Origin of the sequence: Vibrio toranzoniae (assembly GCF_024347655.1) — a bacterium.
GTDB lineage: Bacteria > Pseudomonadota > Gammaproteobacteria > Enterobacterales > Vibrionaceae > Vibrio > Vibrio toranzoniae.
Genome location: NZ_AP025514.1, coordinates 557,546 through 581,930, shown reverse-complemented (window position 1 = coordinate 581,930; position 24,385 = coordinate 557,546). Strand labels below are relative to the sequence as shown.

21 protein-coding genes are annotated in these 24,385 nt (G+C 45.0%); 9 read left to right on the top strand and 12 right to left on the bottom strand.

The window, feature by feature from the left end:
* The first annotated feature begins 179 nt into the window (after window positions 1-179).
* The 4 genes from OCU50_RS02560 to murQ are packed head-to-tail and all read left to right on the top strand — an operon-like array spanning window position 180 to window position 4,735.
* The gene (locus OCU50_RS02560; protein ID WP_060467215.1) at window positions 180-1,772 is read left to right on the top strand and encodes a sodium:solute symporter; all 1,593 of its coding nucleotides are present in this window, start codon (window positions 180-182) and stop codon (window positions 1,770-1,772) included.
* 3 nt (window positions 1,773-1,775) lie between these two features.
* Entirely contained in the window at window positions 1,776-2,660 is an 885-nt protein-coding gene (locus OCU50_RS02555; protein WP_060467214.1) for a glucosamine kinase nucleotide-binding domain-containing protein, read from the top strand.
* A complete protein-coding gene (locus OCU50_RS02550; protein ID WP_060467213.1) occupies window positions 2,657-3,769 on the top strand; it encodes an anhydro-N-acetylmuramic acid kinase in 1,113 nt (370 codons plus the stop codon). The genes OCU50_RS02555 and OCU50_RS02550 overlap by 4 nt, the downstream gene beginning before the upstream one ends.
* A gap of 45 nt (window positions 3,770-3,814) precedes the next feature.
* Window positions 3,815-4,735 carry an N-acetylmuramic acid 6-phosphate etherase gene (murQ, locus tag OCU50_RS02545; protein WP_060467212.1) on the top strand — a complete coding sequence of 307 codons (921 nt, stop codon included), beginning with the start codon at window positions 3,815-3,817 and terminating at the stop codon, window positions 4,733-4,735.
* 113 nt (window positions 4,736-4,848) lie between these two features.
* Here the strand turns inward: murQ and OCU50_RS02540 are convergent, their stop codons facing one another.
* Entirely contained in the window at window positions 4,849-5,199 is a 351-nt protein-coding gene (locus OCU50_RS02540) for a DUF2799 domain-containing protein (RefSeq protein ID WP_060467211.1), read from the bottom strand.
* 354 nt (window positions 5,200-5,553) lie between these two features.
* Between OCU50_RS02540 and OCU50_RS02535 the strand changes: the two genes are divergently transcribed.
* From OCU50_RS02535 to btsR, 3 genes are all read left to right on the top strand, one after another.
* Window positions 5,554-7,047 (top strand): carbon starvation CstA family protein, encoded by a 1,494-nt coding sequence (locus OCU50_RS02535; RefSeq protein ID WP_060467210.1) that lies wholly within the window; start codon window positions 5,554-5,556, stop codon window positions 7,045-7,047.
* 262 nt (window positions 7,048-7,309) lie between these two features.
* A complete protein-coding gene (locus OCU50_RS02530; RefSeq protein WP_060467209.1) occupies window positions 7,310-8,980 on the top strand; it encodes a sensor histidine kinase in 1,671 nt (556 codons plus the stop codon).
* A 94-nt stretch (window positions 8,981-9,074) separates the two neighbouring features.
* On the top strand, window positions 9,075-9,806 hold the full coding sequence (btsR, locus tag OCU50_RS02525) for a two-component system response regulator BtsR (RefSeq protein WP_060467208.1): 732 nt from the start codon (window positions 9,075-9,077) through the stop codon (window positions 9,804-9,806).
* Between the two features lie 151 nt (window positions 9,807-9,957).
* On the opposite strand, the gene ispH is transcribed toward btsR, so the two are convergent.
* The 6 genes from ispH to murJ form a co-directional block, all read right to left on the bottom strand.
* On the bottom strand, window positions 9,958-10,914 hold the full coding sequence (ispH, locus tag OCU50_RS02520; protein WP_060467239.1) for a 4-hydroxy-3-methylbut-2-enyl diphosphate reductase: 957 nt from the start codon (window positions 10,912-10,914) through the stop codon (window positions 9,958-9,960).
* A 176-nt stretch (window positions 10,915-11,090) separates the two neighbouring features.
* A complete protein-coding gene (fkpB, locus tag OCU50_RS02515) occupies window positions 11,091-11,522 on the bottom strand; it encodes an FKBP-type peptidyl-prolyl cis-trans isomerase (RefSeq protein WP_082710315.1) in 432 nt (143 codons plus the stop codon).
* A gap of 185 nt (window positions 11,523-11,707) precedes the next feature.
* Complete coding sequence (gene lspA / locus OCU50_RS02510) at window positions 11,708-12,208, bottom strand: signal peptidase II (protein WP_060467207.1); 501 nt, start codon at window positions 12,206-12,208, stop codon at window positions 11,708-11,710.
* A 158-nt stretch (window positions 12,209-12,366) separates the two neighbouring features.
* Window positions 12,367-15,243 carry an isoleucine--tRNA ligase gene (gene ileS, locus OCU50_RS02505; protein ID WP_060467206.1) on the bottom strand — a complete coding sequence of 959 codons (2,877 nt, stop codon included), beginning with the start codon at window positions 15,241-15,243 and terminating at the stop codon, window positions 12,367-12,369.
* A 63-nt stretch (window positions 15,244-15,306) separates the two neighbouring features.
* Complete coding sequence (ribF, locus tag OCU50_RS02500; protein WP_060467205.1) at window positions 15,307-16,242, bottom strand: bifunctional riboflavin kinase/FAD synthetase; 936 nt, start codon at window positions 16,240-16,242, stop codon at window positions 15,307-15,309.
* A gap of 70 nt (window positions 16,243-16,312) precedes the next feature.
* Window positions 16,313-17,875, bottom strand: coding sequence for a murein biosynthesis integral membrane protein MurJ (murJ, locus tag OCU50_RS02495; RefSeq protein WP_060467237.1), 1,563 nt, complete (start codon window positions 17,873-17,875; stop codon window positions 16,313-16,315).
* A gap of 252 nt (window positions 17,876-18,127) precedes the next feature.
* On the opposite strand from murJ, the gene rpsT reads away from it, so the two are divergent.
* The gene (gene rpsT, locus OCU50_RS02490; protein WP_017056126.1) at window positions 18,128-18,388 is read left to right on the top strand and encodes a 30S ribosomal protein S20; all 261 of its coding nucleotides are present in this window, start codon (window positions 18,128-18,130) and stop codon (window positions 18,386-18,388) included.
* 330 nt (window positions 18,389-18,718) lie between these two features.
* Here rpsT and OCU50_RS02485 read toward each other — a convergent pair whose 3' ends face one another.
* Complete coding sequence (locus OCU50_RS02485; protein WP_060467204.1) at window positions 18,719-19,012, bottom strand: ArsR/SmtB family transcription factor; 294 nt, start codon at window positions 19,010-19,012, stop codon at window positions 18,719-18,721.
* A 100-nt stretch (window positions 19,013-19,112) separates the two neighbouring features.
* Window positions 19,113-20,003 carry a transcriptional activator NhaR gene (gene nhaR, locus OCU50_RS02480; RefSeq protein WP_060467236.1) on the bottom strand — a complete coding sequence of 297 codons (891 nt, stop codon included), beginning with the start codon at window positions 20,001-20,003 and terminating at the stop codon, window positions 19,113-19,115.
* Window positions 20,004-20,390: 387 nt separating this feature from the next.
* Between nhaR and OCU50_RS02475 the strand changes: the two genes are divergently transcribed.
* A complete protein-coding gene (locus OCU50_RS02475) occupies window positions 20,391-21,536 on the top strand; it encodes a Na/Pi symporter (RefSeq protein ID WP_060467203.1) in 1,146 nt (381 codons plus the stop codon).
* A 315-nt stretch (window positions 21,537-21,851) separates the two neighbouring features.
* On the opposite strand, the gene OCU50_RS02470 is transcribed toward OCU50_RS02475, so the two are convergent.
* Genes OCU50_RS02470 through OCU50_RS02460 form a run of 3 tightly spaced genes read right to left on the bottom strand, consistent with a single transcriptional unit; the run spans window position 21,852 to window position 24,383 of the window.
* Entirely contained in the window at window positions 21,852-22,703 is an 852-nt protein-coding gene (locus tag OCU50_RS02470; protein WP_060467202.1) for a thymidylate synthase, read from the bottom strand.
* 9 nt (window positions 22,704-22,712) lie between these two features.
* On the bottom strand, window positions 22,713-23,534 hold the full coding sequence (gene lgt, locus OCU50_RS02465; protein WP_010434825.1) for a prolipoprotein diacylglyceryl transferase: 822 nt from the start codon (window positions 23,532-23,534) through the stop codon (window positions 22,713-22,715).
* Between the two features lie 57 nt (window positions 23,535-23,591).
* Window positions 23,592-24,383: a sulfite exporter TauE/SafE family protein gene (locus OCU50_RS02460; protein WP_060467201.1), complete on the bottom strand. Its 792-nt coding sequence runs from the start codon at window positions 24,381-24,383 to the stop codon at window positions 23,592-23,594.
* Between the last annotated feature and the right edge of the window lie 2 nt (window positions 24,384-24,385).

Sequence of the window (24,385 nt, the reverse complement as noted above, 5' to 3'; positions counted from 1 at the left end):
AATTATTCCTTCACACTCTGCTGTTTGGAATAGCTGACACAACCTTCTGGGATCACTGTCAAAGAAAACCATTGGTCACTATTCCACCAAGGAATAGATTTTGAAACTCATTATTCAAACTGACATTCTGAAAAAATAATAATAAACACCCTCTACCCTATTCATGCTACGGAGCTGCTATGAATTCACTATTTACCTCGCTGGACTGGGCGGTATTTGCGATATATTTCGCCATTATCGCTTTTACTGGTTGGCACTTTAGCCGAACAAAAATCACAAGTACCAAGGACTATTTCTTAGGTGGTAACTCAATGCCAATGTGGGTTGTTGCTATCTCGGTACTGGCGACCTCACAATCCGCAGCGACGTTTTTAGGTGGACCAGAGTCTAGCTACCGTGGTGATCTCACTTACCTAGCGACCAACATCGGCGGTATTCTTGGTGCAATTTTTGTCGCGCTCGTTCTAATTCCTCGTTTCTACCACAACAAAGTCTCTACCGTTTATGAACTACTGAAACTACGCTTTGGTGAGAAGACCAAACAGCGCGCAGGTGTGATGTACTTGGTGGGCCGTGTGTTTGCTTCTGGTGCGCGCCTATACATGGCGGCTATCGCAGTATCCATGATTCTGTTTACCAACATTGACCCAAGCAGCGTAGTCACTTCGGTGGTCATTCTTGTCGCCGTTGGCCTCGCTTATACCTACATGGGCGGCATTCGTTCCGTTATTTGGAGTGACTTAATCCAGCTTGTTGTGTACGTCGGCGCAGCTATTGCGGTAATTGTCTATCTACTGGGTCAGATCCCTGCAGACTTTAGCCAAATTGCTCAGGTACTTACTAATCCGGGTGAAGGACAATCCTCGAAGCTGACTCTACTCGATTTCACGCTCGACTTTAGCCCTGCTGGCACCTTCAGTTTTTGGGCATGTATCACTGGTTTTGTCCTGTTAAACATAGGGGCATTTGGCCTTGATCAAGACATGACGCAACGCGTTTTGACTTGTAAAGATGCCAAGCAAGGTTCAAAGGCGATGATCAACTCAATCATCTTCTCGATTCCTGTCGTGTTGGTATTTATGTCGATTGGCCTACTCTTGTATGTCTTCTACCAAAGACCTGAACTGATGGGTGTTGAAGGCAAAGACGTCGTGCAAAATTTTAATGGCGAAAACGTCACGATCTTCATGTACTACGTGCTGAATGAAATGCCTGCAGGTCTTCGTGGCTTAGTAACGGTTGGGGTGGTTGCCGCGGCACTATCGACACTAAACTCTGGCTTAAACTCGATGTCTTCAGTTGCGGTACAAGATATTTACAAGCCTTGGTTAGAAGCTCGTAAGGGAGAACAAGATGACTTCCATTACGTAAAAGCTGGCCGTTTTGGAATGGCTGCAGCGGCCGTAGCCTTGGGTAGCATGGGTATCCTTTGTTACTACTGGCAACAGTACACAGACATGCCACTGTTATCGTTCGCTTTAAGTGTGATGGTGTTTGCTTACACCGGATTACTGGGCGTCTACTTCACGGCAATTTTCACTGAACGCGGCAACGAAACTTCAGTCGCTTTAGCTCTAATGGCAGGCTTCTTAACGACATTACTGATGCAAGCTTATGTATGGGACAGTGTGATGGGCGCGGTTAACGCGGATTGGGTGGGTGTTCGATTAGCCTTTCCGTATCAACTCTGCGTGGGCACCTTTGTATCATTAATCGTGTGCCTTCTAGGTAAGAAACAGACTCAAGAAGTTAATAAACTACAAACGGTTTAGCCAATGATTACCCATACTTTGGCAGTCGATGGCGGTGGAACCAAAACCGCCATGAGACTGAAGCAAATATCAACGACACCAAGTGTCATTCAAGAACGTACTTTAGCGGCAACGTCATTGACCTTGTATGGTGAGGCGGCAATCATTCAACTGACTCATTATATTGAGGAAATGTTGAGTGTAAATCAGATTAAAGCCAAACAGTGCTATATTGTGGTTGGCGTTGCTGGTGCTGGAAATAGTCATTTAAAAGCCAAGCTAAAATCGGCGTTAGCCCACTTCCCACACCTATATGTGACAACCGATGCTGAAGCGTCAGTGTTTGGTGCTAACACAGGGCAAGGCGTTAACTGCATTGCTATTGGGACCGGTTCGGTTGCCATTCAGTTAGATACCCAACATGTGACTCATCAGTTTGGTGGGTGGGGGTTCCCGATTGGCGATCAAGGGGGTGGCGCTTGGCTTGGATTTCGAGCTGTGCAGCAAACTCTAGCCGAATTTGATGACAAACGATCCTCTTTAACAAGCCAGCTTGTCATGAATAAAATAGGCAGCGAACGTAGTAACATTCTAAAGTGGCTCAACACGGCCAATGCGACCGATTATGCGCAATTTGCACGAGAGCTCGTTGATATAGAACAGCGCTGCTCAACGGCAAGTACCATATTAAAACAAGGTATTGAAGAAATAGAGAAGCTCACACGAACATGCGCAGAAAATAACAGCTTACCGATTATGTTTTTAGGCAGCTTAGGACAATTCTATCGTTCTAAGCTCTCTCAAGGGCTTCAAGCTCGCGCTTTAGACATTCAAGGTAACGCTCAGGATGGTGCCGAAGTTATCGCTCACCAGAAGATCCACATGCTCAACTTAGGAAATGAACAATGAAGTCAGAGTTATATATTGGCGTGATGTCAGGCACGAGTATGGACGGCGTTGATACGGCTTTAGTGTCGATAGAAGGCACTCGTATCACATTGCTTGCTCATGATGAATTCCCTATGCCTGAAGATATAAAAGCCCGTCTGCTTGAGGTGTGTATTGGTCAGAAAACGGATTTGATTGCCATTGGTGAACTTGACCACCAGCTTGGCCATCTATTTGCTGATGCGGTTCTGCAACTTCTCGAAAAGTCAGGTACTCCAGCATCTTCAGTGACGGCCATTGGTAATCATGGTCAAACGGTATTCCACCAGCCTACCGGCGAATCGCCATTTACCATGCAGTTGGGTGATGCCAATATCATTACAGCGAAAACAGAGATTCAAACCGTCGCCGATTTCAGACGCAAAGACATGGCGCTTGGCGGGCAAGGTGCGCCACTCGTCCCCGCTTTTCACCATACGATTTTCCACCCGCAAGAGAGCTCGGTTGTGGTGTTGAATATTGGTGGTATCTCGAATATTTCAGTGCTGCGCCCAAATCAGCCAACGCTTGGTTATGATACAGGCCCGGGCAATATGTTGATGGACGCGTGGGTAGATAAACACACAGGTGAAAAGTTTGACCGTGATGCGCAGTTCGCACTTCAAGGCAAGCTCAATCAAGCTTTACTCGAACAGCTGCTCAATGAATCTTATCTATCTCAGATGCCGCCGAAAAGTACTGGCAGAGAGCTATTTAATCTGCCTTGGCTAGAGCAACAATTAACAGAATTTAACGACATCTCAGCAGAAGATGTTCAGCGCACGCTTTGTGAATACACCGCATTGACGATAGCCAATGAAGTGGAGACTTATCGCTTGGGTAACCAACCAGCACTCTATGTATGTGGCGGCGGTACGAGAAACCCATTGTTGATGAAAAGATTGTCTGAACTGCTTCCTAGCTGGGAAGTGGAATCGACCACCAGTAAAGGCGTTGATGCCGACTACATGGAAGCGATGGCCTTTGCGTGGCTTGCTCAACGTCATGTCCATCAACTGCCAAGCAATTTACCCGAAGTGACTGGCGCAAGCAGGGCTGCCTCTCTAGGCGTTCTTTATCGTGCTGACTAAACAATTTTAGAACCATCATTTTAGAATCACCATTTAAGGATCATTATGAGTAACAACGCTCTCATATCAGCGCTCTCGCACCTCGTTTCGGAGGGGAGAAATCCTGATACTATGGATATTGATCTACTCACCTCTCTCGAAGTGGTTGAAAAGATTAACCAACAAGACAAACAAGTACCACTCGCTATCGAGGCCGAACTGCCACAGATCGCTCAAGCCGTTGACAAGATCGCTCACGCCTTCCAAAACGGCGGTCGACTGATTTATATGGGCGCAGGCACCAGTGGTCGATTAGGTGTGTTAGACGCATCAGAATGCCCACCGACGTTTGGTGTTTCAGACAAAATGGTTATCGGTCTCATCGCTGGCGGCCCAGAAGCCATTTTAAAAGCCAAAGAAGGCGCGGAAGACTCGCTGACTCTTGGTATTGAAGATCTGAAAGCGATTCAATTTTCAGAAAACGATGTTGTGGTCGGTATCGCAGCCAGTGGCCGTACACCTTATGTGATTGGTGCGCTCAACTATGCCAATCAAATCGGTGCGGTGACCGTAGCGCTGTCTTGTAACCCTGATTCTCCAATTGCCGAGATCGCACAGATCGCAATTAGCCCAGTGGTTGGCCCAGAAGCACTAACGGGATCAACACGGCTCAAATCAGGTACGGCACAAAAGCTAGTGCTCAACATGCTAACCACTGCGAGCATGATCCGCATTGGTAAAAGCTACCAGAACCTGATGGTCGATGTTAAAGCGACCAATGAGAAGCTGGTTGCCCGCGCCGCTCGTATCGTGATTCAAGCGACGGAGTGTGATAAAGCACTGGCCGTATCGACGCTAAAAACCACCGATTATGACGTGAAGCTCGCTATTTTGATGATCCTGACAGGGCTTGATCTTGAGGCCGCCAAGGCTCAGCTTGACCAACAAAATGGCTTCTTGAGAAAAGCGGTCGAGAATAATCAGTAATCTGCTTATGCTTATGCTTATGCTGTTGAGTGTTACGCCGCGACATACAAAAAAACCAGTACACATGCGGTACTGGTCTTTTTTAGTTTTAATTTTTTATCGCCAGCTTGGGCTTAATAGTCGTTTGAGAACTCATCCCAACCACGTTGCCACTCCATACGGAAACGTTGAGCGTCTTTCGTACCAGAACACACGCCTTCATACATCTGACCAGACAAGCCAATCTGATAAGCATGGTTCGGATTACAATATTCCGTCACACCTAGGTGATAACCTTCGGTGTAACTTGCTTGATCGACTGCGCCAAGCTCAGTCATCTCCGAATACGAACGCTGAGTATTGCCTTTAATACCGTCACGGAAACCAATCTCTTGCCAGTTACCTTCTGCCGCTAAATCTTGAATATTGGCGCTGCATCCTGCAAGGCTAAATGCCACGGCGAATAGTGCGATTATTTTTTTCATTTCAATCCTTTATATTGTTACTTCACCACTTTCTGACGAAGCGTTGCCTTGGTGGTGATTCTCCGCTGAACGCCTGTTGATGTCCACTTATTGTCTAATGTTTGCCACTTTAGGCTAATTCCGACCACTCAAAGTCAGTCGCCGCCGCTAAGCCAACTCAAACAACCTCTTTATAGAGGCAAGAAGCCTCTCGATAGAAATATCCGCCACTCAACACAGTGAACAAACCACTCAATCATTCATAGCACCGTTAAATTGGCTATTCGACCACTCACTCTCATAGCGGAAGTTTCTTCTCATCGACTCCTTTAATATACACCCTGACTTAATTAATACATTCAGGGATAACAAATTATGATGTGGTTTCTTACCTGTGTTGCAGCACTCATTGGTGGCTACTTTATTTACGGTACCTTTATCGAGAAGATTTTCGGTATCAATGAAAAGCGCCAAACACCCGCTCATACCAAGCAAGATGGCGTGGACTACGTTCCAATGTCAACACCAAAGGTTTACCTAGTTCAGCTGCTTAACATTGCAGGTGTAGGTCCAATCTTCGGTCCAATCATGGGTGCCCTTTACGGCCCAGCAGCAATGCTTTGGATCGTTCTAGGTTGTATCTTCGCAGGTGCAGTACACGACTACTTCTCAGGTATGTTATCTATTCGTAATGGCGGAGCTTCGGTTCCAACCATCACTGGACGTTACTTAGGCAATGGCGCAAAACACTTTATGAACATCTTTGCCATTGTTCTACTGCTTCTTGTTGGTGTGGTTTTCGTATCTGCTCCTGCAGGTATGATCACTAACCTAGTGAACGACCAAACTGATTTCGCGATGTCTGCAACGACGATGGTTGTTATCATCTTTGCTTACTACATCATCGCAACGATTGTCCCTGTCGATAAAATCATTGGTCGCTTCTACCCACTGTTCGGCGCGCTGCTTATCTTTATGTCTGTTGGCCTAATCACTGCGATTGGTTTATCTGACGAGCACCAAATCATGGGTGGCTTTGAGATGAAAGACATGTTCACCAACATGAACCCGAATGATCTACCACTTTGGCCTGCTCTATTCATCACCATCGCTTGTGGCGCAATCTCTGGCTTCCACGCAACTCAGTCTCCTTTGATGGCGCGTTGTATGGAAAACGAGAAGAACGGTCGCTTCGTATTCTACGGCGCAATGATTGGTGAAGGCATCATCGCTCTAATCTGGTGTGCCCTTGCTCTGTCTTTCTTCGGTTCAGTTGAGTCTCTGTCTGACGCGATTGCAAACGGCGGCCCGGGTAACGTGGTATACAGCGCGTCATTTGGTCTACTGGGTGTATTTGGCGGTATCCTTGCTTTCCTTGGCGTGGTTATCCTACCAATCACTTCTGGTGACACAGCATTCCGTTCAAGCCGTCTTATCCTTGCTGAATACTTCAACATGGAACAGAAAACACTGCGCAACCGCCTACTGATGGCACTACCGCTATTCGTTCTTGGTGGCATCCTGACTCAAGTAGATTTCGGCATCATCTGGCGCTACTTCGGTTTTGCTAACCAATCAACGGCAGTAATGATGCTGTGGACAGCTTCAGCTTACCTACTTCGTCACAACAAACTGCACTGGGTAACAACGGTTCCAGCTATCTTCATGACGTCTGTGTGTATCACATTCATCCTGAACAACAGCCAACTGGGTTTTGGTCTGCCTATGCAAATCTCAACAATCGTAGGCGTGGTGTCATCTCTACTGATTACGGCTTACGTTATCAAGATTTCAAAAGGCAAAGGCGATATCGACCTAGCTGACGAAGAACAAGATCAAGAATCAAAACCGGTGACTAAAACAGCCTAGTTCTTTAAAGCTCTTGATAACAAGAGACCAATCTTCATAGAAAGAGACAAAAGAACAAGCCAAACACACTTCGCTTGCTCCCGTAATCACTCGGTGATTCGTGGAAAATAAGACTAAAGCCCGTCCACTGTGATGGGCTTTATTGTTTTTAGGCATTAATTTTGCCCCTTTGGAAGCCTATATATCCAGCGAAAAGACAAGCAAAGCTACCGTTACCAAGCAATGAGCTTTACACTTAACAAGCGTCTCAATAGGTGAAAATATGGAACTCATTCTCTCTCTGCTGCAACAAACCTGTGTCTACTTAGTGATTGCTTACATGCTAAGTAAAACCCCACTGATTCTCCCTTTGTTGAGCATCTCTTCACGTTTAAGTCATAAGATCAGCTGCTACGTTCTGTTTTCCCTGTTCTGCATTATGGGCACCTATTTTGGCTTACAGATCAATGACGCCATCGCCAACACGCGAGCGATGGGCGCAGTGATGGGTGGTCTGTTTGGTGGCCCTGTCGTTGGCTTTGCCGTCGGCTTTACTGGCGGTATTCATCGTTACTCATTAGGTGGCTTTACGGACTTAGCTTGTGCTATTTCCACGACAGCAGAAGGCTTGATTGGCGGACTGTTACACGTTTACTTAGTGAGAAAAAACAAAGCCAGCCAACTGTTTAATCCGCTGGTGGTGTTCTCTGTCACCCTGTTTGCAGAGATCATTCAGATGTTGATTCTGCTCGCAGTCGCTAAGCCATTTGAGCAATCTTATGCTTTAGTTTCCGATATTGCCGCGCCAATGATCATCGCCAACTCAGTGGGTGCCGCGCTGTTCATGAGCATCATCCAAGACAGGAAAACCATCTTCGAGAAATATTCAGCTACTTTCTCGCGCCGCGCATTAACCATCGCCGAGCGTTCTGTGGGTATTCTGCATGGTGGCTTCAATTCCGATAACGCACAAAAAATAGTGCGTATCGTTTACGAAGAAACCAACGTCGGTGCGGTGGCGATTACCGACCGAGAAAAAATTCTCGCGTTCGTCGGCATTGGCGATGAACACCACATCCCTAACACTCCAATTTCATCGCAGAGCACCCTCACCTCGATGGAACAAAACGACATCATCTACCTTGATGGTAAAGAGAACCCATACCAATGTTCTCTATCTCAAGATTGCAAGTTAGGTTCTGCGCTTATTATCCCATTGCGCGCGGGTAATGAAGTCGTCGGTACCATCAAACTGTATGAGCCAAAGTTGAAACTGTTCTCGACCATTAACATGTCGATGGCAGAAGGTATCGCTCAACTGCTTTCAAGCCAGATCCTATTCAGCAACTATCAGCAGCAGCAGACCCTGCTCACCCAAGCTGAAATCAAACTGCTGCACGCTCAAGTTAACCCGCACTTCTTGTTCAATGCGCTGAATACCATCAGTGCCGTTACACGTCGTGACCCAGATAAAGCACGAGAGCTTATTCAGCACCTATCTCACTTCTTTAGAAGCAACCTTAAGCAGAACATCAACACTGTGAAACTCAAAGACGAACTGGCACACGTGAATGCTTACCTGACCATAGAAAAGGCACGCTTTACCGACCGCTTAGAAGTGGAATTGGATATCGACCCGCTACTGTATGACTCTCAATTGCCGAGCTTTACCCTGCAGCCACTGGTTGAAAATGCCATAAAACATGGCATTTCAAACATGCTAGAAGGCGGCAAAGTGAAGATTTATAGCGAGGCTTTCAAGGGGGGATTCAAGCTGATCGTGGAAGACAATGCAGGCAACTATCAGAAGCCGTCTCAAGACCATGTGGGGTTAGGAATGGAAATTGTTGATAAACGACTTGCGAATTTCTTTGGACAAGACTCAGCACTAAAAATAGAATCTCAACCACAGCAATTTACTCGAATGAGCTTTATCATACCTATACTAAAATAACGGTGCTTTCGTAGATGATAGCCTCTAAGTAACCGTACTATTTAGAAGCCAAACGTGAATCAAACAGGGATAGAATCAAGATGAAGATTGTAGGATGTTAAAAGCATTAGTTGTCGATGATGAGCTTTTTGCTCGTGAAGAACTGATTGAACTACTGACTGAAACTGGAGAAGTGGAAGTCATCGGTCAAGCAAGCAACGCGATCGAAGGCCTAAAGCAGATCAACCAGCTCAAGCCTGATGTAGTGTATTTAGATATTCAAATGCCGCAAGTTACCGGAATTGAACTGCTGAGCATGCTTGATCCAGACACTATGCCTTACGTAGTATTCGTAACAGCCTATGACCAATATGCGATTCAAGCCTTTGAAGATAATGCCTTTGATTACCTACTCAAGCCTGTTGAGCCTTGTCGATTAAACAAAAGTGTTTGTCGTCTGAATAAGATCATCAAACAGAACCACAAAGCGCCAGAACAAGACATATCAGTCATCGCCCCTTGTCATTTAGAGCAGATTCCGTGTATTGGACATAACCGTATAGTGATCATGGCAAGCCAAACGGTCGAGTGCGCGTATTCCGATATCAGCGGTGTCCACGTACGTAGCTCATCGCAAACCGCAACCTCACAGTTAACCTTGAAGACCTTAGAAGAAAAAACCGACTTGATCCGCTGTCACCGACAGTATTTGATCAACATAAAATCGATCCAAGAGATCAAGCTATTAGAAAATGGATTAGCCGAGATCATCACGCTGACGGGCTTTGAAGTCCCTGTTAGCCGTCGCTACCTCAAAACGTTAAAAGAACAGCTCGGCCTTCAGTAAACATATTTCAGGGTGGGACATAAAGCACGATCAAAAAAGCCAACGCATCAACGTTGGCTTCCTGCTGTTTACAAATCAATAGTGTTTGCAAATCGATAGTGTTTACGATTCAACTGTGTTGCGAATCGCTAGCATCACAAGTCGATAAAGATTAGTCGACTTGTTTAATCTGCAGCTCTTTGGGCACTTCGAAGAACATATTCTCTTCACGACCTTGAATCTCTTCAACCTCGGTAGCACCCAACTCACGAATGCGGTCCAAGATTTGGTTTACTAGCTCTTCTGGAGCCGAAGCCCCTGCCGTTACACCGATTTTCTTCTTGCCTTCAACCCATTCTGTTTGAATGTCTTCAGGGCAATCCGTAAGGTAACCCGGTGTGCCTAGCTTCTCAGCCAGCTCTTTCAAACGTGTTGAGTTCGATGAGTTCTTAGAACCAACCACAATCACTACGTCTACATCATTTGCCATATCACGTACTGCGTCTTGACGGTTTTGAGTCGCATAACAGATGTCGTCTTTACGTGGGCCTTGGATCTGTGGGAATACACGGCGCAGTTCTTCAATCACATCTGCGGTTTCATCAACTGACAGGGTGGTTTGGCTAACGTAATGTAAGTTAGTTGGGTCGTTCACTACTAGGTTTTGTACGTCCTCTGGTCTTTCAACCAAATACATTCCACCGGTTTGGCTAGCGTACTGACCCATAGTCCCTTCCACTTCAGGGTGACCTGCGTGACCAATCAACACCACTTCCATATGTTTGCGACTCGCACGAGCAACCTCCATATGAACTTTAGTGACCAATGGACACGTCGCATCAAATACGGTGAGATCGCGCTCTTTCGCTTCTTTACGAACCGCTTGAGATACACCGTGAGCAGAAAAGATCACGATGTTATCGTCTGGCACTTCACTCAGCTCTTCGACAAAAATAGCACCACGTTGCTTAAGCCCTTCAACAACAAAGCGGTTATGTACCACTTCATGGCGAACATAAATCGGTGGCTGATATATTTCAAGTGCGCGCTCTACGATGCTGATCGCACGATCGACACCGGCACAGAAGCCACGAGGGTTAGCTAACATTATTTTCATTTCATTGCTCATCATTTACCGCGGTACTAAGGTTGTTTCTCTAGAGTTCGCCGTCAGCGAGGTTCGCATTCTACAGTGAAGCGCCTAGACAGTGAAGCTCTGGGTTGTATCACACCTGTAAGGCGGCGCTATTCTAACGTTAAGATAGTTATTCTACCGTTAAACTAGCTACTCCACCGTGAAGATAACTATTCTACCGCTAAGATGTTGACATCAAAAGTAACGTCTTGACCTGCTAACGGGTGATTAAAATCAACCGTTACTGAGTCTCCCGCGATATCAGTGATAATCCCAGGGATTTCCATACCGTCAGGGCCAGAGAATGCCATGATAGTGCCAACTTCAACATCAGCATCACCAGCAAATTTTGTTTTATCCATATGGTGGATATGGTCTGGGTTCGGCATACCAAACGCATCTTGTGCTTTCAGTTCGATAGACTTTTCAGTACCGGTTTCAAGTCCAAGCAAACACGCTTCGAAGTTCTCACTTAGGCTACCATCACCCATAACGAACTTCGCGGGTTTACCCATATTTTCGGTGCTATCGGCAACGGAACCATCCTTCATTTTAATCGTAAAATGTAGGGTTACTGCTGAATCGTTTTTAATTGCTGCCACGTTACTTTCCTTAGACTTCTTTATTATTTAGGGGACGCATGGTGCTTTGCTTCCTTGTTGACTGAAGCATAAAAAAAAGCGCCACCGGAATCAACCGACAGCGCTTAGGGCTATTCTATTCTGTGAGTCATAGACTGACTTTAAGGCAATCTATTTCAAAGCGTTTTTACTTAAGGCTTATTCACTTATTTGCTTTCGTCTTTCTTGCGGAAACCATCGAGGATGATCATCGCTGCACCGATACAGATTCCCATATCCGCTAAGTTGAAAGCAGGCCAGTGGTAAGTGCCCCAGTAAAAGTCTAAGTAATCGACAACAAAGCCGTGTACTACTCGGTCAAATACGTTGCCAACCGCACCACCAATAATGATCGCATAAGCAATGTTGTTCCACTTTTCTGTCGCTGGTAGTTTGCTCATCCAGTACGTCAGCATGCCTGTTACTGCAAATGCGATACCGGTAAATAACCAACGCTGCCAACCACTTTGGTCGCTCAAGAAGCTAAAAGCCGCACCATAGTTATGAACATACAAAAAGTTAAAGAACGGCAGCACCTCAATACGATTTACCCAGCCATAACCCATGTTGTCCATGACGAAAAGTTTAATGCCGATATCGGCAAGGAAAACCAGCAGAGCCAACCATAACCAACGCACACCAGATTGTTTTAACGAAACTTCACTCATTTCTATTCCTAGTATTTACTAAGTTAGTATTCATTTTCACTCGATTTAAGTGATCATCAGTACTCAACTTGGCGAAACACATTTCCTATAATTAAAAATAACCCCAGTTGATACTGGGGCTATAATTTTTACAAAAAGTTCAGTCTTTCTCTGAGCGGTTATGCGAACTTACGCACTTCGCCTTCACCGTCAATGTTCGACACACAACGACCACAAACTTTCTCGTGACCTTCGATAGTGCCTACATCTGGAGTATGGTGCCAACAACGGTCACACTTCTCAGCTTCAGTCGCCGCTACTTCAACGAATAGACCTTCAACGTCTGTCGCTTGAGCTGTATCAGACTTCTCGCTTAGTGGCTTAACAACCGCAGTAGAAGTAATAAGTACGAAACGTAGCTCATCTTCTAGCTTGTTGATCTTAGCCGCTAGTGCGTCGTCAGCGTACAGAGTCACTTCAGCTTGCAGTGCACCACCGATCGTTTTCTCTTTACGAGCATCTTCAAGGAGCTTGTTCACTGCGCCACGAACAGACTGGATTTCAGTCCAGAATTCGTTGCTTAGCTCTTCGCCTTCAGCAAGACCAAATAGACCTTCGAACCACTCGCCTGTGAATACAAACTTGTCACGTTTTTCGCCGGTTGGAAGAGAAGCGGGCATTTCGTTCCAGATCTCATCGGCAGTGAACGACATGATAGGTGCCATCCAACGAACTAGAGCTTCTACGATGTAGTAAAGCGCCGTTTGACAGCTACGTTGAGCATGGCTGCCCTGCTTCGCTGTGTACTGACGATCTTTAATTACGTCTAGGTAGAAAGAACCCATTTCGATAGAACAGAACTGCATTAAACGTTGAGTCACACCGTGAGTGTTGTACTCGCCGTATGCTTTAACAATCTCTTCTTGTGCAGCTTGAGCACGACCAACAGCCCAGCGATCAAGTGCAACCATCTCTTCAGCAGGTACTAGGTCAGTTTCAGGGTTGAAACCATTCAAGTTCGCTAGGAAGAAACGAGCCGTGTTACGAATACGACGGTAAGCATCAGCTGAACGCTTCAAGATTTCATCAGAAACCGCCACTTCACCGGTGTAGTCTGTGGAAGCAACCCATAGACGTAGGATATCCGCACCCAGCTTGTTGGTTACATCTTTAGGAGCAACAACGTTGCCGATAGATTTAGACATCTTACGGCCTTTACCATCCACCACGAAACCGTGCGTTAGCACTTGCTTGTATGGTGCTTCGTCTTTCATCGCGATAGATGAAATCAAAGAAGACTGGAACCAGCCACGGTGTTGGTCAGAACCTTCAAGGTAAAGATCGGCACTGTGCGTTCTTTCTTCATTCGGGAAGTTGTACTCTTCACGAGAATCAACAACAGAGAAATGCGTCACACCGGAGTCAAACCATACGTCTAGCGTATCCATGACTTTTTCGTACTTATCAGCGTCTTCTGCGCCCATAAGTTCAGCAGCATCTACATCCCACCAAGCTTGAATGCCTTTCTCTTCTACTAGCTTCGCTACTTTTTCAATCAGCGCAGGGCTGTCTGGGTGAAGTTCTGACGTCTCTTTATGAACGAACAGAGCAATTGGTACGCCCCATGTACGTTGACGAGAGATACACCACTCAGGGCGACCTTCAACCATACCTTCGATACGGCTTTGGCCCCATTCCGGCAACCACTCAACACCTTTGATTGACTCTAGTGCTTTTGCACGTAGGCCAGCTTGATCCATAGAGATGAACCATTGTGGTGTTGCACGGAAGATGATTGGAGTTTTGTGTCTCCAACAGTGTGGGTAGCTGTGCTCGTAAGCGTGGTGATGCAGAAGTGCCCCTTTCTCTTTTAGGACGTCTAAAACAGAGTCGTTCGCTTTGAATACATGCTGACCAGCAAATAGCTCAGTATCTGGCAGGTAAACGCCGTTTGAGCCTACTGGATTAGCGATTTCTAAGTCGTATTTCTTACCAACCACGAAATCCTCTTGACCGTGACCAGGCGCAGTGTGAACTACACCAGTACCTGAATCCGTTGTAACGTGGTCGCCAAGAACAGCAGGAACCGTAAAGTCGTAGAACGGGTGGTTGAACAGAGAAAGCTCAAGATCAGCACCAGTTGCAAAACCAAGGTTATGGAAGTGCTCGATACCGGCACGATCCATTACGTCTTTTGCTAGATCAGAAGCAACAACGATACGTTGAGCAGGCTGGTCGCCATTCGCTTCAACTTGGATAAGTACGTATTCAAGATCATCACGTAGACAGACTGCGCGGTTAGCAGGCAGAGTCCATGGTGTTGTTGTCCAGATAACGATAGAAATTTCACCTTGACCAGCGTGCTCACCAGCTAGCATAAATTTCTCTAGAAGTGCCGCTTCGTCAGCTGCAGAAAACTTCACATCGATAGATGGAGAAACTTTATCTTTGTATTCAACTTCAGCTTCAGCTAGAGCAGAACCACAGTCAGTACACCAATGCACTGGTTTGAAACCTTTCAGAAGGTGACCTTTGTCTGCAATTTTGCCTAGAGAACGAATGATGTTCGCTTCTGTGCCGAAATCCATAGTGCGGTAAGGTTTGTCCCACTCGCCCATGATACCAAGACGTTTGAAGCTCTCTTTCTGACCTTCAACTTGGCCCGCAGCGTACTTACGACACTCTTCGCGGAATTCAGCAGCCGAAATCTTCTGACCAGGCTTACCTTTCTTCTTCTCAACCATTAGCTCGATTGGAAGACCGTGACAGTCCCAACCCGGGATATACGGTGCATCAAAACCAGAAAGGGTCTTAGATTTAATAATAATGTCTTTAAGAATCTTATTCAGCGCGTGACCAATGTGAATGTCGCCGTTCGCGTATGGAGGGCCATCATGCAGTACGAAAGATTTTTTACCTTTCTTTGCCTTACGGATTTCGCCGTAAAGATCTTCTTTATACCAACGCTTAAGCATTTCTGGCTCACGATTTGCCAGATTGCCACGCATTGGGAACCCTGTTTCTGGTAAGTTCAGGGTAGTTTTATAATCACTCATCGATTCTTAATTCCGTTATATTGGGCGAAGTTAGACATTATGTTAACCGGTGGAATCATCCGATTAATTCTTTAGCTGAAGCAGCCACACCCTTGCGGCTTCAGCATCCAATTCTATTTGATTCTTTAATGCGTCGAACGATTCAAATTTTATCTCGTCGCGCAGTTTGTGTAAAAGTCGTACTTCTAACTGTTTACCATATAAATTGGCTTTAAAGTCAAAAAAGTGCACTTCTAATTGCTGCCTTACGCCATTAACCGTTGGTCGTTGTCCAATGTTAGCCACGCCACCGACAGGAACACCGTCGATATCCAAAGCTTCAACAACATAGACTCCCGAAACAGGAGAAACGCAACGCTTTAATGGAATGTTAGCGGTAGGGAAACCTATGGTTCTCCCTAATTTTCGACCATGAGAAACACGACCACTAATACTGTAATCACGCCCTAACATGGTTGCACTTGCAGCCAAGTCATCAGCCGCTAATGCATTTCGTATCTCGGTGCTGCTTACTCGTAATTGGTTTAAGCAATAGCTCTGGGTGCTTACCACCTCAAAACCATATTTTTCGCCAGCTTCTTTAAGCATAGCGAAATTACCCGTGCGACCTTTGCCAAAACAAAAATCGTCACCAACCACCAAGAACTTAACACCCAGCTTATCAACCAGAAGATCTTTAATGAATGCTTCCGCAGATAAACTTGCAAAATACTGGTTAAAATTAACGCACAGTAAACGACTGATATCTAGCTTACTCAGTTGCACGTATTTATCTCGCAAGCGAGTTAAACGTGCTGGCGCTCTATCTCGGGCAAACAGCTCCATAGGCTGTGGTTCAAACGTCATGACAACAGAGGGGAGTCCTAATACTGCCGCTTGTTTAGAAACCTGACTTAGCACCTCTTGATGTCCTAAATGAACACCATCGAAGTTACCTATGGTTAATACACAGCCACGATGCTGCGCTTTTATATTGTGTATACCTCGGATCAGTTCCATTATGATCAACTAAAACCTGCTATTTGCATCATTTATTGTGTGAAACCGACGGATTATATACTAATCAGTATTAATCTGTCGCTGCTTTTAAATGTTTTACTCGGACACCTAAAATCAATACAGAAACAATATAAACAAAGCCACCAAGTCCAATCAAGCCTGTTAATGTCATCGCTCTCTGACTGAATCCCCATTCAAGCCACTTTTGCATGCTATCAAGCTGCCACAAAATAGCCGCAACCATCACACTACCTGAGATAAGTAACTTAGCGCTAAATAACAAAGTGGTCTTAGATAATTGATACACACCAGCAAGGTGCAATCCGCGATATAACAATGACATATTCACGAAAGCAGACAAGGCTGTCGCAATCGCCAAACCAACATAACCATAGAAATAAGCAAAGATCGCGTTAAACACCATATTGGTCACCATGGCGATAATGCCGTACTTAACCGGTGTTTTCGTATCTTGGCGAGAGTAGTAACCCGGAGCCAATACCTTGATCAGCATGAAATTAAGCAAGCCAGACGCGTAAGCAACCAAAGACATCGATGCCTGTTGTACATCGTATGGAGAGAACTCACCACGCATGAAGAGCACCATCAGCATGGGTTTAGCTAAAACGATAAGACCTAACATCGCAGGAATACCAAGCAGCAAAACCATGCGCACGCCCCAGTCCATCGTATGTGCGAACCCTTCCCCTTGAGCGTCTACGTGTTTACGAGATAAAGCAGGAAGAATTACCGTCGCAATCGCGATACCGAATAAACCGAGTGGAAACTCAAGTAGTCGGTCTGAGTAGTACAACCAACTGATAGAGCCCGTTGCTAGGAAACTGGCAATGAAGGTATCAAACAATAAGTTAATTTGACTAACAGACACACCAAACAGTGCTGGGATCATTAATGTGCGGATCTTAACCACCCCCGGATCTCTCCAGCCCCACTTCGGCTTAACCAACACACCCGCTTTTATTAAGAAAGGCATTTGGAAAAGGAACTGAACGAGACCTCCAAGAAACACACCAATTGCCAAGCCAATTTCGGGTTGCTCTAGGTTAGGGGAAATAAACCATGCAGCACCAATGATCATTACGTTCAAGAACACAGGCGTAAAAGAAGAGACAGCAAACTTACCTAAGGTATTAAGAATCGCACCAGACAAAGCCACAAAGGTGATAAACCATAAGTAAGGAAAGGTAATTTTTAGTATAAAGCTCGCCAACTCAAATTTTGGTGCCGCAGGGCCGTCGTTAAGCCAGTCGATAAACCAACCTGCACCAAACATCGCGGTGATCACTCCAGACCCCAGTACCCCAGCAATCGTTACGATCGAAACTAATACTCCGAGCGTACCCGAAACTTTAGCGATTAAATCTCGAGTTTTATCTTTATCACCAGCAGCGTGATATTCCGTTAATACAGGAACAAACGCTTGAGAAAATGCACCTTCTGCAAAAAGTCGACGTAAGAAATTAGGAATTTTATTAGCGAAGAAAAATACATCGGCACTTGCTCCTGCCCCCATCAAATTTGCTACTACTACATCACGTACTAGCCCCAACACACGGGAAACAAAAGTCATTGCACTGACAATCAGGCCTGACTTTAATAGTCGTTTACTCACAGAAACCTCTGACACTAGTTGATTACTTTTAAGCGGGGGATAAATACTATCCTGTCCTAAGAAGCATAATTATTAGCATTGGTATAAAAATGCTGTTAGAATCCCCGCCATCTTAACCGCGATGACCTTTCTATACCAAAGTTTGTTTGGCTACGACTGGTTTTTGCACAAATCATTTGACAATTAAGCGCTAATGAGGGATAGTCCTCGCCCTTAAATTGTCACCGAACTAAGTTTTTGGGAGTTAGACCCTTGGCAAACAGTAAATCTGCTAAGAAGCGCGCTATCCAAGCTGAGAAACGTCGCCAGCACAATGCTAGCCGTCGTTCTATGATGCGCACTTACATGAAAAAGACTATCGCAGCTATCACAGCTGGTGATAAAGAAGCTGCAACTGCTGCTCTTGTAGAAGTTACACCACTTCTTGACCGTATGGCGACTAAAGGCCTTATTCATAAGAATAAAGCTGCACGTCATAAGTCTCGTTTCGCGGCTGCAATCAAAGCTCTTTAATAGAAATTTGATTACAACGCAAAACGAAAAAAACCGGCCTAGGCCGGTTTTTTTATATCTAAATTTTGAGTAACGTTTTTATTTGATTTCTTACTGAACGTTATTTTTCTTACTGACAGCTATTGGCTTATTGAGAAATAATTTGTTTACTAAAAATTATTTCGCTTCCCGATAGACAAATAAACAAATAGATAAACGGCTAACCGATCAACAAAAGAGAGTGGATTTATAAAAGATCACAGATAGGCATTAACGTTCGACGTGAAATACTGACACTTCCTTGTGTCGACCTTATCCTGATAAAGAATCACCTTCCTCACCAACAATAAGCTACTTGCAATATAGGCCATGCAGTAGGTTAATCATTGCTTTAACTTCTTCACTACTCAATGTGTAATACACGGTTTGAGCTTCTTTGCGAGTTTCGACTAAACCATCTCTTCTCAACCAAGCAAGATGTTGAGATAAAGCCGATTGGCTCAGTTCCAACTTACCACACAACTCTCCAACCGACAGCTCAGTACCATGCAATAGGCACAAGATCTGTAAACGACGTTCGTTGGCCATGGCTTTGAGTAGAATCACAGCTTTTGCTGAGTTCTTCTCCATCTCTTTTAAGTTCATAGTTTGGCTCCCTACCACCTCTACGCCAACTACGGGCTATCAGTATTTCCGGTACATTGGGTGATCATAATAATCGATATCAATTCATTAACAAACTACCTCACTCGAACAATTTGCTAAAATCTGCGTCACATACGTTTTTTACTGCTGGATGTTGGATCATCCTCTCAGCGAATATGACATAGTACTCCTCTTTTAACTCTTCAATGTCACCCAGCAACTGCAGCGATGTGTCTTGATCAACCTCAGACATATAGAGTGTGGGCGCTAAGAAAATAGCATCATGGTGATAACGAGCAAAAGCTTTCATCAATGCTGCATCATCAAACTCCCCCAAGATATCAGGTTTAAGTCCTTGCCTATCGAACCATTGCAGCACTTTACGCCCCATTGAGGTACGGCTACCTGGGATCAACAATTTTCTTTGCTCTAATACAGCGGGGAAACTTACCTCTTTAACATTACCTGAACAGAAAAAACTCAGACTGCTTTCGCCCAATTTCTTGCTGAACAAGCCAGGGCTTTGGCTAGAGTCAACCGGACAATCAGACAAGATCATATCCAGCTTATGCTGAGAGAGCTGTTCAAGCAGCATTTCGTGGGTAGATTCAAAGCAACGTAAGTGAATACTGTTGTCTGGCGGGATCGTCGACATCAATATCTTGCTGACTAATCTTTTAGATAGCGCATCCGCGACCCCCACATCAAACAAAATATTTGAGTGCTGGCTGTAATTCACAATATCGAGCATTTCATAACTCAGACCAAACATACGATCGGCATATTTAAAGACCAGCTGACCAAGCTCAGTAGGCTCAACGCTGCGTCCATTACGCTTAGTCAGCTTGCCATCCATACGTTCTTCTAACGCTTTAATTTGACCCGTTACTGTTTGTGGCGTTAAAAATAGAGCTTCCGCCGCTTTAGTAACAGAGCCTTGCTTGCAGACCATCCAGAAATAGTAGACATGATTATAGTTGAGGTGCGACATAAATGTGCCGTAATAGAGAGTAGATGCCTTGTTATAACAAATATCCCCTTCCCACTCAATGAACTCGGAAAAACCTAAAGAAAAACCAGTAAACATTTGTTTTTCCGATAAGTGAAATTGAACAATGTAATATGAAAGTGATTATTTCCCATTTTCCTTACCTGTCAAAAACCATATCCCCCATCATCACAAACTCAAAAATAAACTAATAAACAAAGACTTAAATAAACGTCTTTTATGGGGGAAATATTTAAATAGTAAATTGATGCAAAAAAGCCTCACCGAAATCAAAATGTAATATTACTGACATATTTAATCTCTAACATCTCGCTCAGATTAAACAAACAGACCACACTCAGACTTAAACGGTCCAATGGAGAAAACATTATGAACCAAGCTACTACTGCAGCAGCGCCTATTTCGAGTACCACTCGTTGGCTACGCTGGGCTAACTTGGCATTCATGCTTTACCTACTATTACTTTCAGTTTCAATGGTTGGTACAGGCTTCAAATGGGCAACAGGCGAGCAAGCAAAGGTACTTTTTGAATTTGCTTCACACCCAGTTGCAGGCTTAATGATTGGTTTAGTGGCAACAGCACTTATTCAATCATCAAGTACCGTTACTTCAATTATTGTTGGCCTTGTAGCCGGTGGTTTGCCTGTTGAGCTAGCCATCCCTATGATCATGGGAGCAAACATTGGTACTACGGTAACCAATACGCTAGTGAGCCTTGGCCATGTTCGTTGTAAAGATGAGTTCAAACGAGCATTCGCAAGCGCGACAATTCACGACTTCTTTAACCTATTAGCCGTTGCTATCTTCCTACCACTAGAGATGGCGTTTGGTATTCTAGAGAAAATTTCTCACTGGTTAGTGTCTCCAATGCTAGCAACAGGTGATATGAGCATGAAGGGTCTTAACTTCATCAAGCCAATCACTAAACCTGTAGTAAGCGCGATTAAAGAGCCACTATCAACGTTTGGCGACACAGTTGGCGGCATCATGCTTATCGTTCTTGGTATCGCGACTATCTTCGTAGCGATCACAGTAATGGGTAAGCTAATGAAGAGCCTAATGGTTGGGCGTGCTCGTGAGATTCTAAAGAACGCAATCGGTCGTGGTCCACTTCACGGTATCGCTTCTGGCTCTATCGTTACTATCCTTGTTCAATCTTCTTCAACGACAACAAGCTTGATGGTTCCGCTCGTAGGCTCAGGTGTTCTTAAAGTGCGTGACGTTTACCCATTCACTCTGGGCGCAAACATCGGTACCTGTATTACCGCTCTACTTGCAGCAACAGCAGTATCTGGTGAGTTCGCTGTATTCGCACTGCAGATTGCTCTAGTACACTTGGTATTCAATATTATGGCAACGGTATTCATCTTCGGCATTCCGTTCCTACGTGAACTACCAGTTAAAGCAGCAGACATGATTTCAGACATGGCAGTGAAGAACAAAGCGGTAGTCGCTGGTTACCTTGTTGCAGTATTCCTTGTACTGCCTGGTACCGTGTTAGCTCTTACTGCTTAATAGAAAAACAAACATCGCTTATAGCAAAGCCCGCAACCTAGGTTGCGGGCTTTTTCTTTTCTGAAAAGCAGATTAGGGATACGAGTAAACGAGTGACGAAAAGCAAAAGTAGATAAAAACCATTATTCTCTACAGAGAGACTCGAGCGTCACCAACACACTACAAAAGAGATTCACTTCTACTTCCTTGGTCAGTCTAGGGGGTGATGAGTACTTTTGTTCTTCGTATCTCGCATCCCGATTACTCGTCACTGTTCCCTTAGATACAAAAAAGGCTGCACAATGGCAGCCTTTCAATCAAGCAAAGCGAATGAGATTAAACCGAGAATGGGTACTTAATCGCTTCGTGGCATTCGTAGCCTTCAACCCAGAAGTCATCCATCGTTACCCATGTTTCCAAATCTTCTAGAGACTTAATCTCTGGGTTGATATGGAATGTAGGGCCAGCTAGAGGCTCACGCGTTAACTGGATATCACGCATGGGTGCCAATTGGTCTTCGTAGATATGAGCGTTAACAAGCTTGTGGTAAGCCACGCCCGCTTTCTTGCCGGTGATCTGCGCCATGATAGCGAGGAACACATACACTTGAACCATGTTGAAGTTCAGGCCTAGCGGAACATCACAAGATCGCTGAGTACTGTTTAGGTACAGAGTGTCACCAAGCAGAGAGAAGTGGTGGCTGTACATACACGGACGCAAGCAACCCATGTGGAACTCGCCTGGGTTGTAGAAGTTTAAAATCTCGCCACGGTCATCAATACCGTTAGTTAAATCATCAACAATCTTCTTCAGTTGGTCGATATGACCACCGTCAGGTTTTGCCCATGCACGTCCTTGAACGCCGTAAACACGGCCCATGTCGTCTTCACCCTTGCGGTAAGGATTATTCAGCCATGCTTCATTCAGGTTCGAGTTCGCATCCCAAGTTTTTGTCCCTAGTTTGCGAAAATCTTCAGCATTGTCGTAACCACGGATGTAGCCAAGCAGTTCAGCAACCGCCGCTTTCCAGAAACTCTTGCGTGTTGTTACCAGTGGGAATTGGTTATTACCAACATCATATTCAAGGTCAGCATTGATCACAGTTAGGCAGCGCTTGCCCGTGCGTTCATTTTCAATCCAAGTACCGTCATCAACGATACGCTGACAGAGATCTAAATACTGTTTCACACCAATTCCTTACTTCGTTTGTTGTGGTAATTCATCTTTGTAGTGACCACGCTTGTATGCCCACACCATCATCAGCACACCGATGATAACCATTGGCAGTGACAAAATTTGTCCCATAGAGATAAATCCACCGAACAAACCTAGGTGAGCATCAGGTTCACGTACGTATTCAACTAAGAAGCGGAATGTACCATATCCTGCGAGGAATAACCCTGATACCGACCCAAGAGGACGCGGCTTTTTAATAAACCAGTTTAAGATGAAGAACAGCACAATACCTTCGAGCGCCATTTCATAAAGCTGAGATGGGTGACGAGGAAGCGGACCACCGTTAGGGAACACAATCGCCCATGGCACATCCGTCACACGGCCCCAAAGCTCGCTGTTCATGAAGTTGCCTAAGCGTCCCATGCCTAAACCAAATGGCACCAATGGTGCAATCATGTCTGCCACACCAAAGAAGGTGCGACCGTTCTTTTTGGCATACCAAAACATCGCAGTAATAACACCAAGCAAACCACCGTGGAAAGACATACCACCGGTCCATACCTTGAATAAGTAAAGAGGGTCTGCAAGGAAAAGGTCAAAGTTATAGAAAAGTACGTAGCCAATACGACCACCAAGCACCACACCTAGAAATCCTGCAAACAGTAAATCTGAGACTTGCTCTCGAGTCCACCCACTATCAGGTTGATCAGCTCGTCGATTTGCTAGCCAAAGAGCAAACATAAAACCGACTAAGTACATTAAGCCATACCAGCGAACTGAAATTGGTCCTAGTTCAATAAGAACAGGATCGATATTTGGGAATTCGATAAAACCCTGAGACATATTTGGCTCTCTATCTAAATTGAATAACGGTCAGCTCAGCAGCTAACAGAAAAGACACTACAGCAGCATTGTGGCTGCTATAAACATTAAAAATACCGCAAAGAATTTCTTTAGCACAGGGGTTGGCAATTGAGTGGCCAGTTTCGCACCAACTCGCGTAGTCAGCACTGAAGTACAAGAAATTGCGACCAAAGCAGGCAGGTAAACATAGCCCAGACTAAACGCTGGAAGATCATCGACAGACGAGCCATGCCAAATAAACCCGAGCATTCCTGAAATAGCGATAACAAAGCCGCACACCGAAGATGACCCTACCGCCTTGCGCATTTCTACACCATGATGGTTAAGAAAAGGCACAGATAAAGATCCACCACCAATGCCCGCTAAGCTTGAGACTAAGCCAATACCACCACCGCATAATATAGTTTTTGCAGAGCCTGGCATCGCTTTCTGACTCGTAGAACGAATCGATAACAGCATTTGTAATGCTAATACCAATACAATCACACCAAAGACTTTCGGTAGGTATTGAGCTGGAATTACGTCGGCGACAAAAGAACCGAGAAAACCACCCACTACTACACCTGGCATCAACCATTTAACGACAAACACCTCTACATTACCCAATTTTAAGTGGTTAATCGCAGACGATCCTGACGTAACAATAATGGTCGATAATGAGGTCGCCAATGCCATTTGCATTGCAAACTCTTGAGGGATACCCGCTTTAGGAAGCAAAAACAGTAAGGCAGGAACCACCAGTAAGCCACCGCCAATGCCTAGCAACCCCGCTAAAACACCAACAACAGCCCCAAGGCCAGCTAACAAGCCTATTAGTTCATATGACACGT

What these genes read in the sequence shown, in the direction of transcription:
- OCU50_RS02560 (WP_060467215.1), top strand. Translation starts at nt 180, where the DNA reads ATGAATTCACTATTTACCTCGCTGGACTGGGCGGTATTTGCGATATAT.
- OCU50_RS02555 (WP_060467214.1), top strand. Translation starts at nt 1,776, where the DNA reads ATGATTACCCATACTTTGGCAGTCGATGGCGGTGGAACCAAAACCGCC.
- OCU50_RS02550 (WP_060467213.1), top strand. Translation starts at nt 2,657, where the DNA reads ATGAAGTCAGAGTTATATATTGGCGTGATGTCAGGCACGAGTATGGAC.
- murQ (WP_060467212.1), top strand. Translation starts at nt 3,815, where the DNA reads ATGAGTAACAACGCTCTCATATCAGCGCTCTCGCACCTCGTTTCGGAG.
- OCU50_RS02540 (WP_060467211.1), bottom strand. Translation starts at nt 5,199, where the DNA reads ATGAAAAAAATAATCGCACTATTCGCCGTGGCATTTAGCCTTGCAGGA.
- OCU50_RS02535 (WP_060467210.1), top strand. Translation starts at nt 5,554, where the DNA reads ATGATGTGGTTTCTTACCTGTGTTGCAGCACTCATTGGTGGCTACTTT.
- OCU50_RS02530 (WP_060467209.1), top strand. Translation starts at nt 7,310, where the DNA reads ATGGAACTCATTCTCTCTCTGCTGCAACAAACCTGTGTCTACTTAGTG.
- btsR (WP_060467208.1), top strand. Translation starts at nt 9,075, where the DNA reads ATGTTAAAAGCATTAGTTGTCGATGATGAGCTTTTTGCTCGTGAAGAA.
- ispH (WP_060467239.1), bottom strand. Translation starts at nt 10,914, where the DNA reads ATGAGCAATGAAATGAAAATAATGTTAGCTAACCCTCGTGGCTTCTGT.
- lspA (WP_060467207.1), bottom strand. Translation starts at nt 12,208, where the DNA reads ATGAGTGAAGTTTCGTTAAAACAATCTGGTGTGCGTTGGTTATGGTTG.
- ileS (WP_060467206.1), bottom strand. Translation starts at nt 15,243, where the DNA reads ATGAGTGATTATAAAACTACCCTGAACTTACCAGAAACAGGGTTCCCA.
- ribF (WP_060467205.1), bottom strand. Translation starts at nt 16,242, where the DNA reads ATGGAACTGATCCGAGGTATACACAATATAAAAGCGCAGCATCGTGGC.
- OCU50_RS02485 (WP_060467204.1), bottom strand. Translation starts at nt 19,012, where the DNA reads ATGAACTTAAAAGAGATGGAGAAGAACTCAGCAAAAGCTGTGATTCTA.
- nhaR (WP_060467236.1), bottom strand. Translation starts at nt 20,003, where the DNA reads ATGTCGCACCTCAACTATAATCATGTCTACTATTTCTGGATGGTCTGC.
- OCU50_RS02475 (WP_060467203.1), top strand. Translation starts at nt 20,391, where the DNA reads ATGAACCAAGCTACTACTGCAGCAGCGCCTATTTCGAGTACCACTCGT.
- lgt (WP_010434825.1), bottom strand. Translation starts at nt 23,534, where the DNA reads ATGTCTCAGGGTTTTATCGAATTCCCAAATATCGATCCTGTTCTTATT.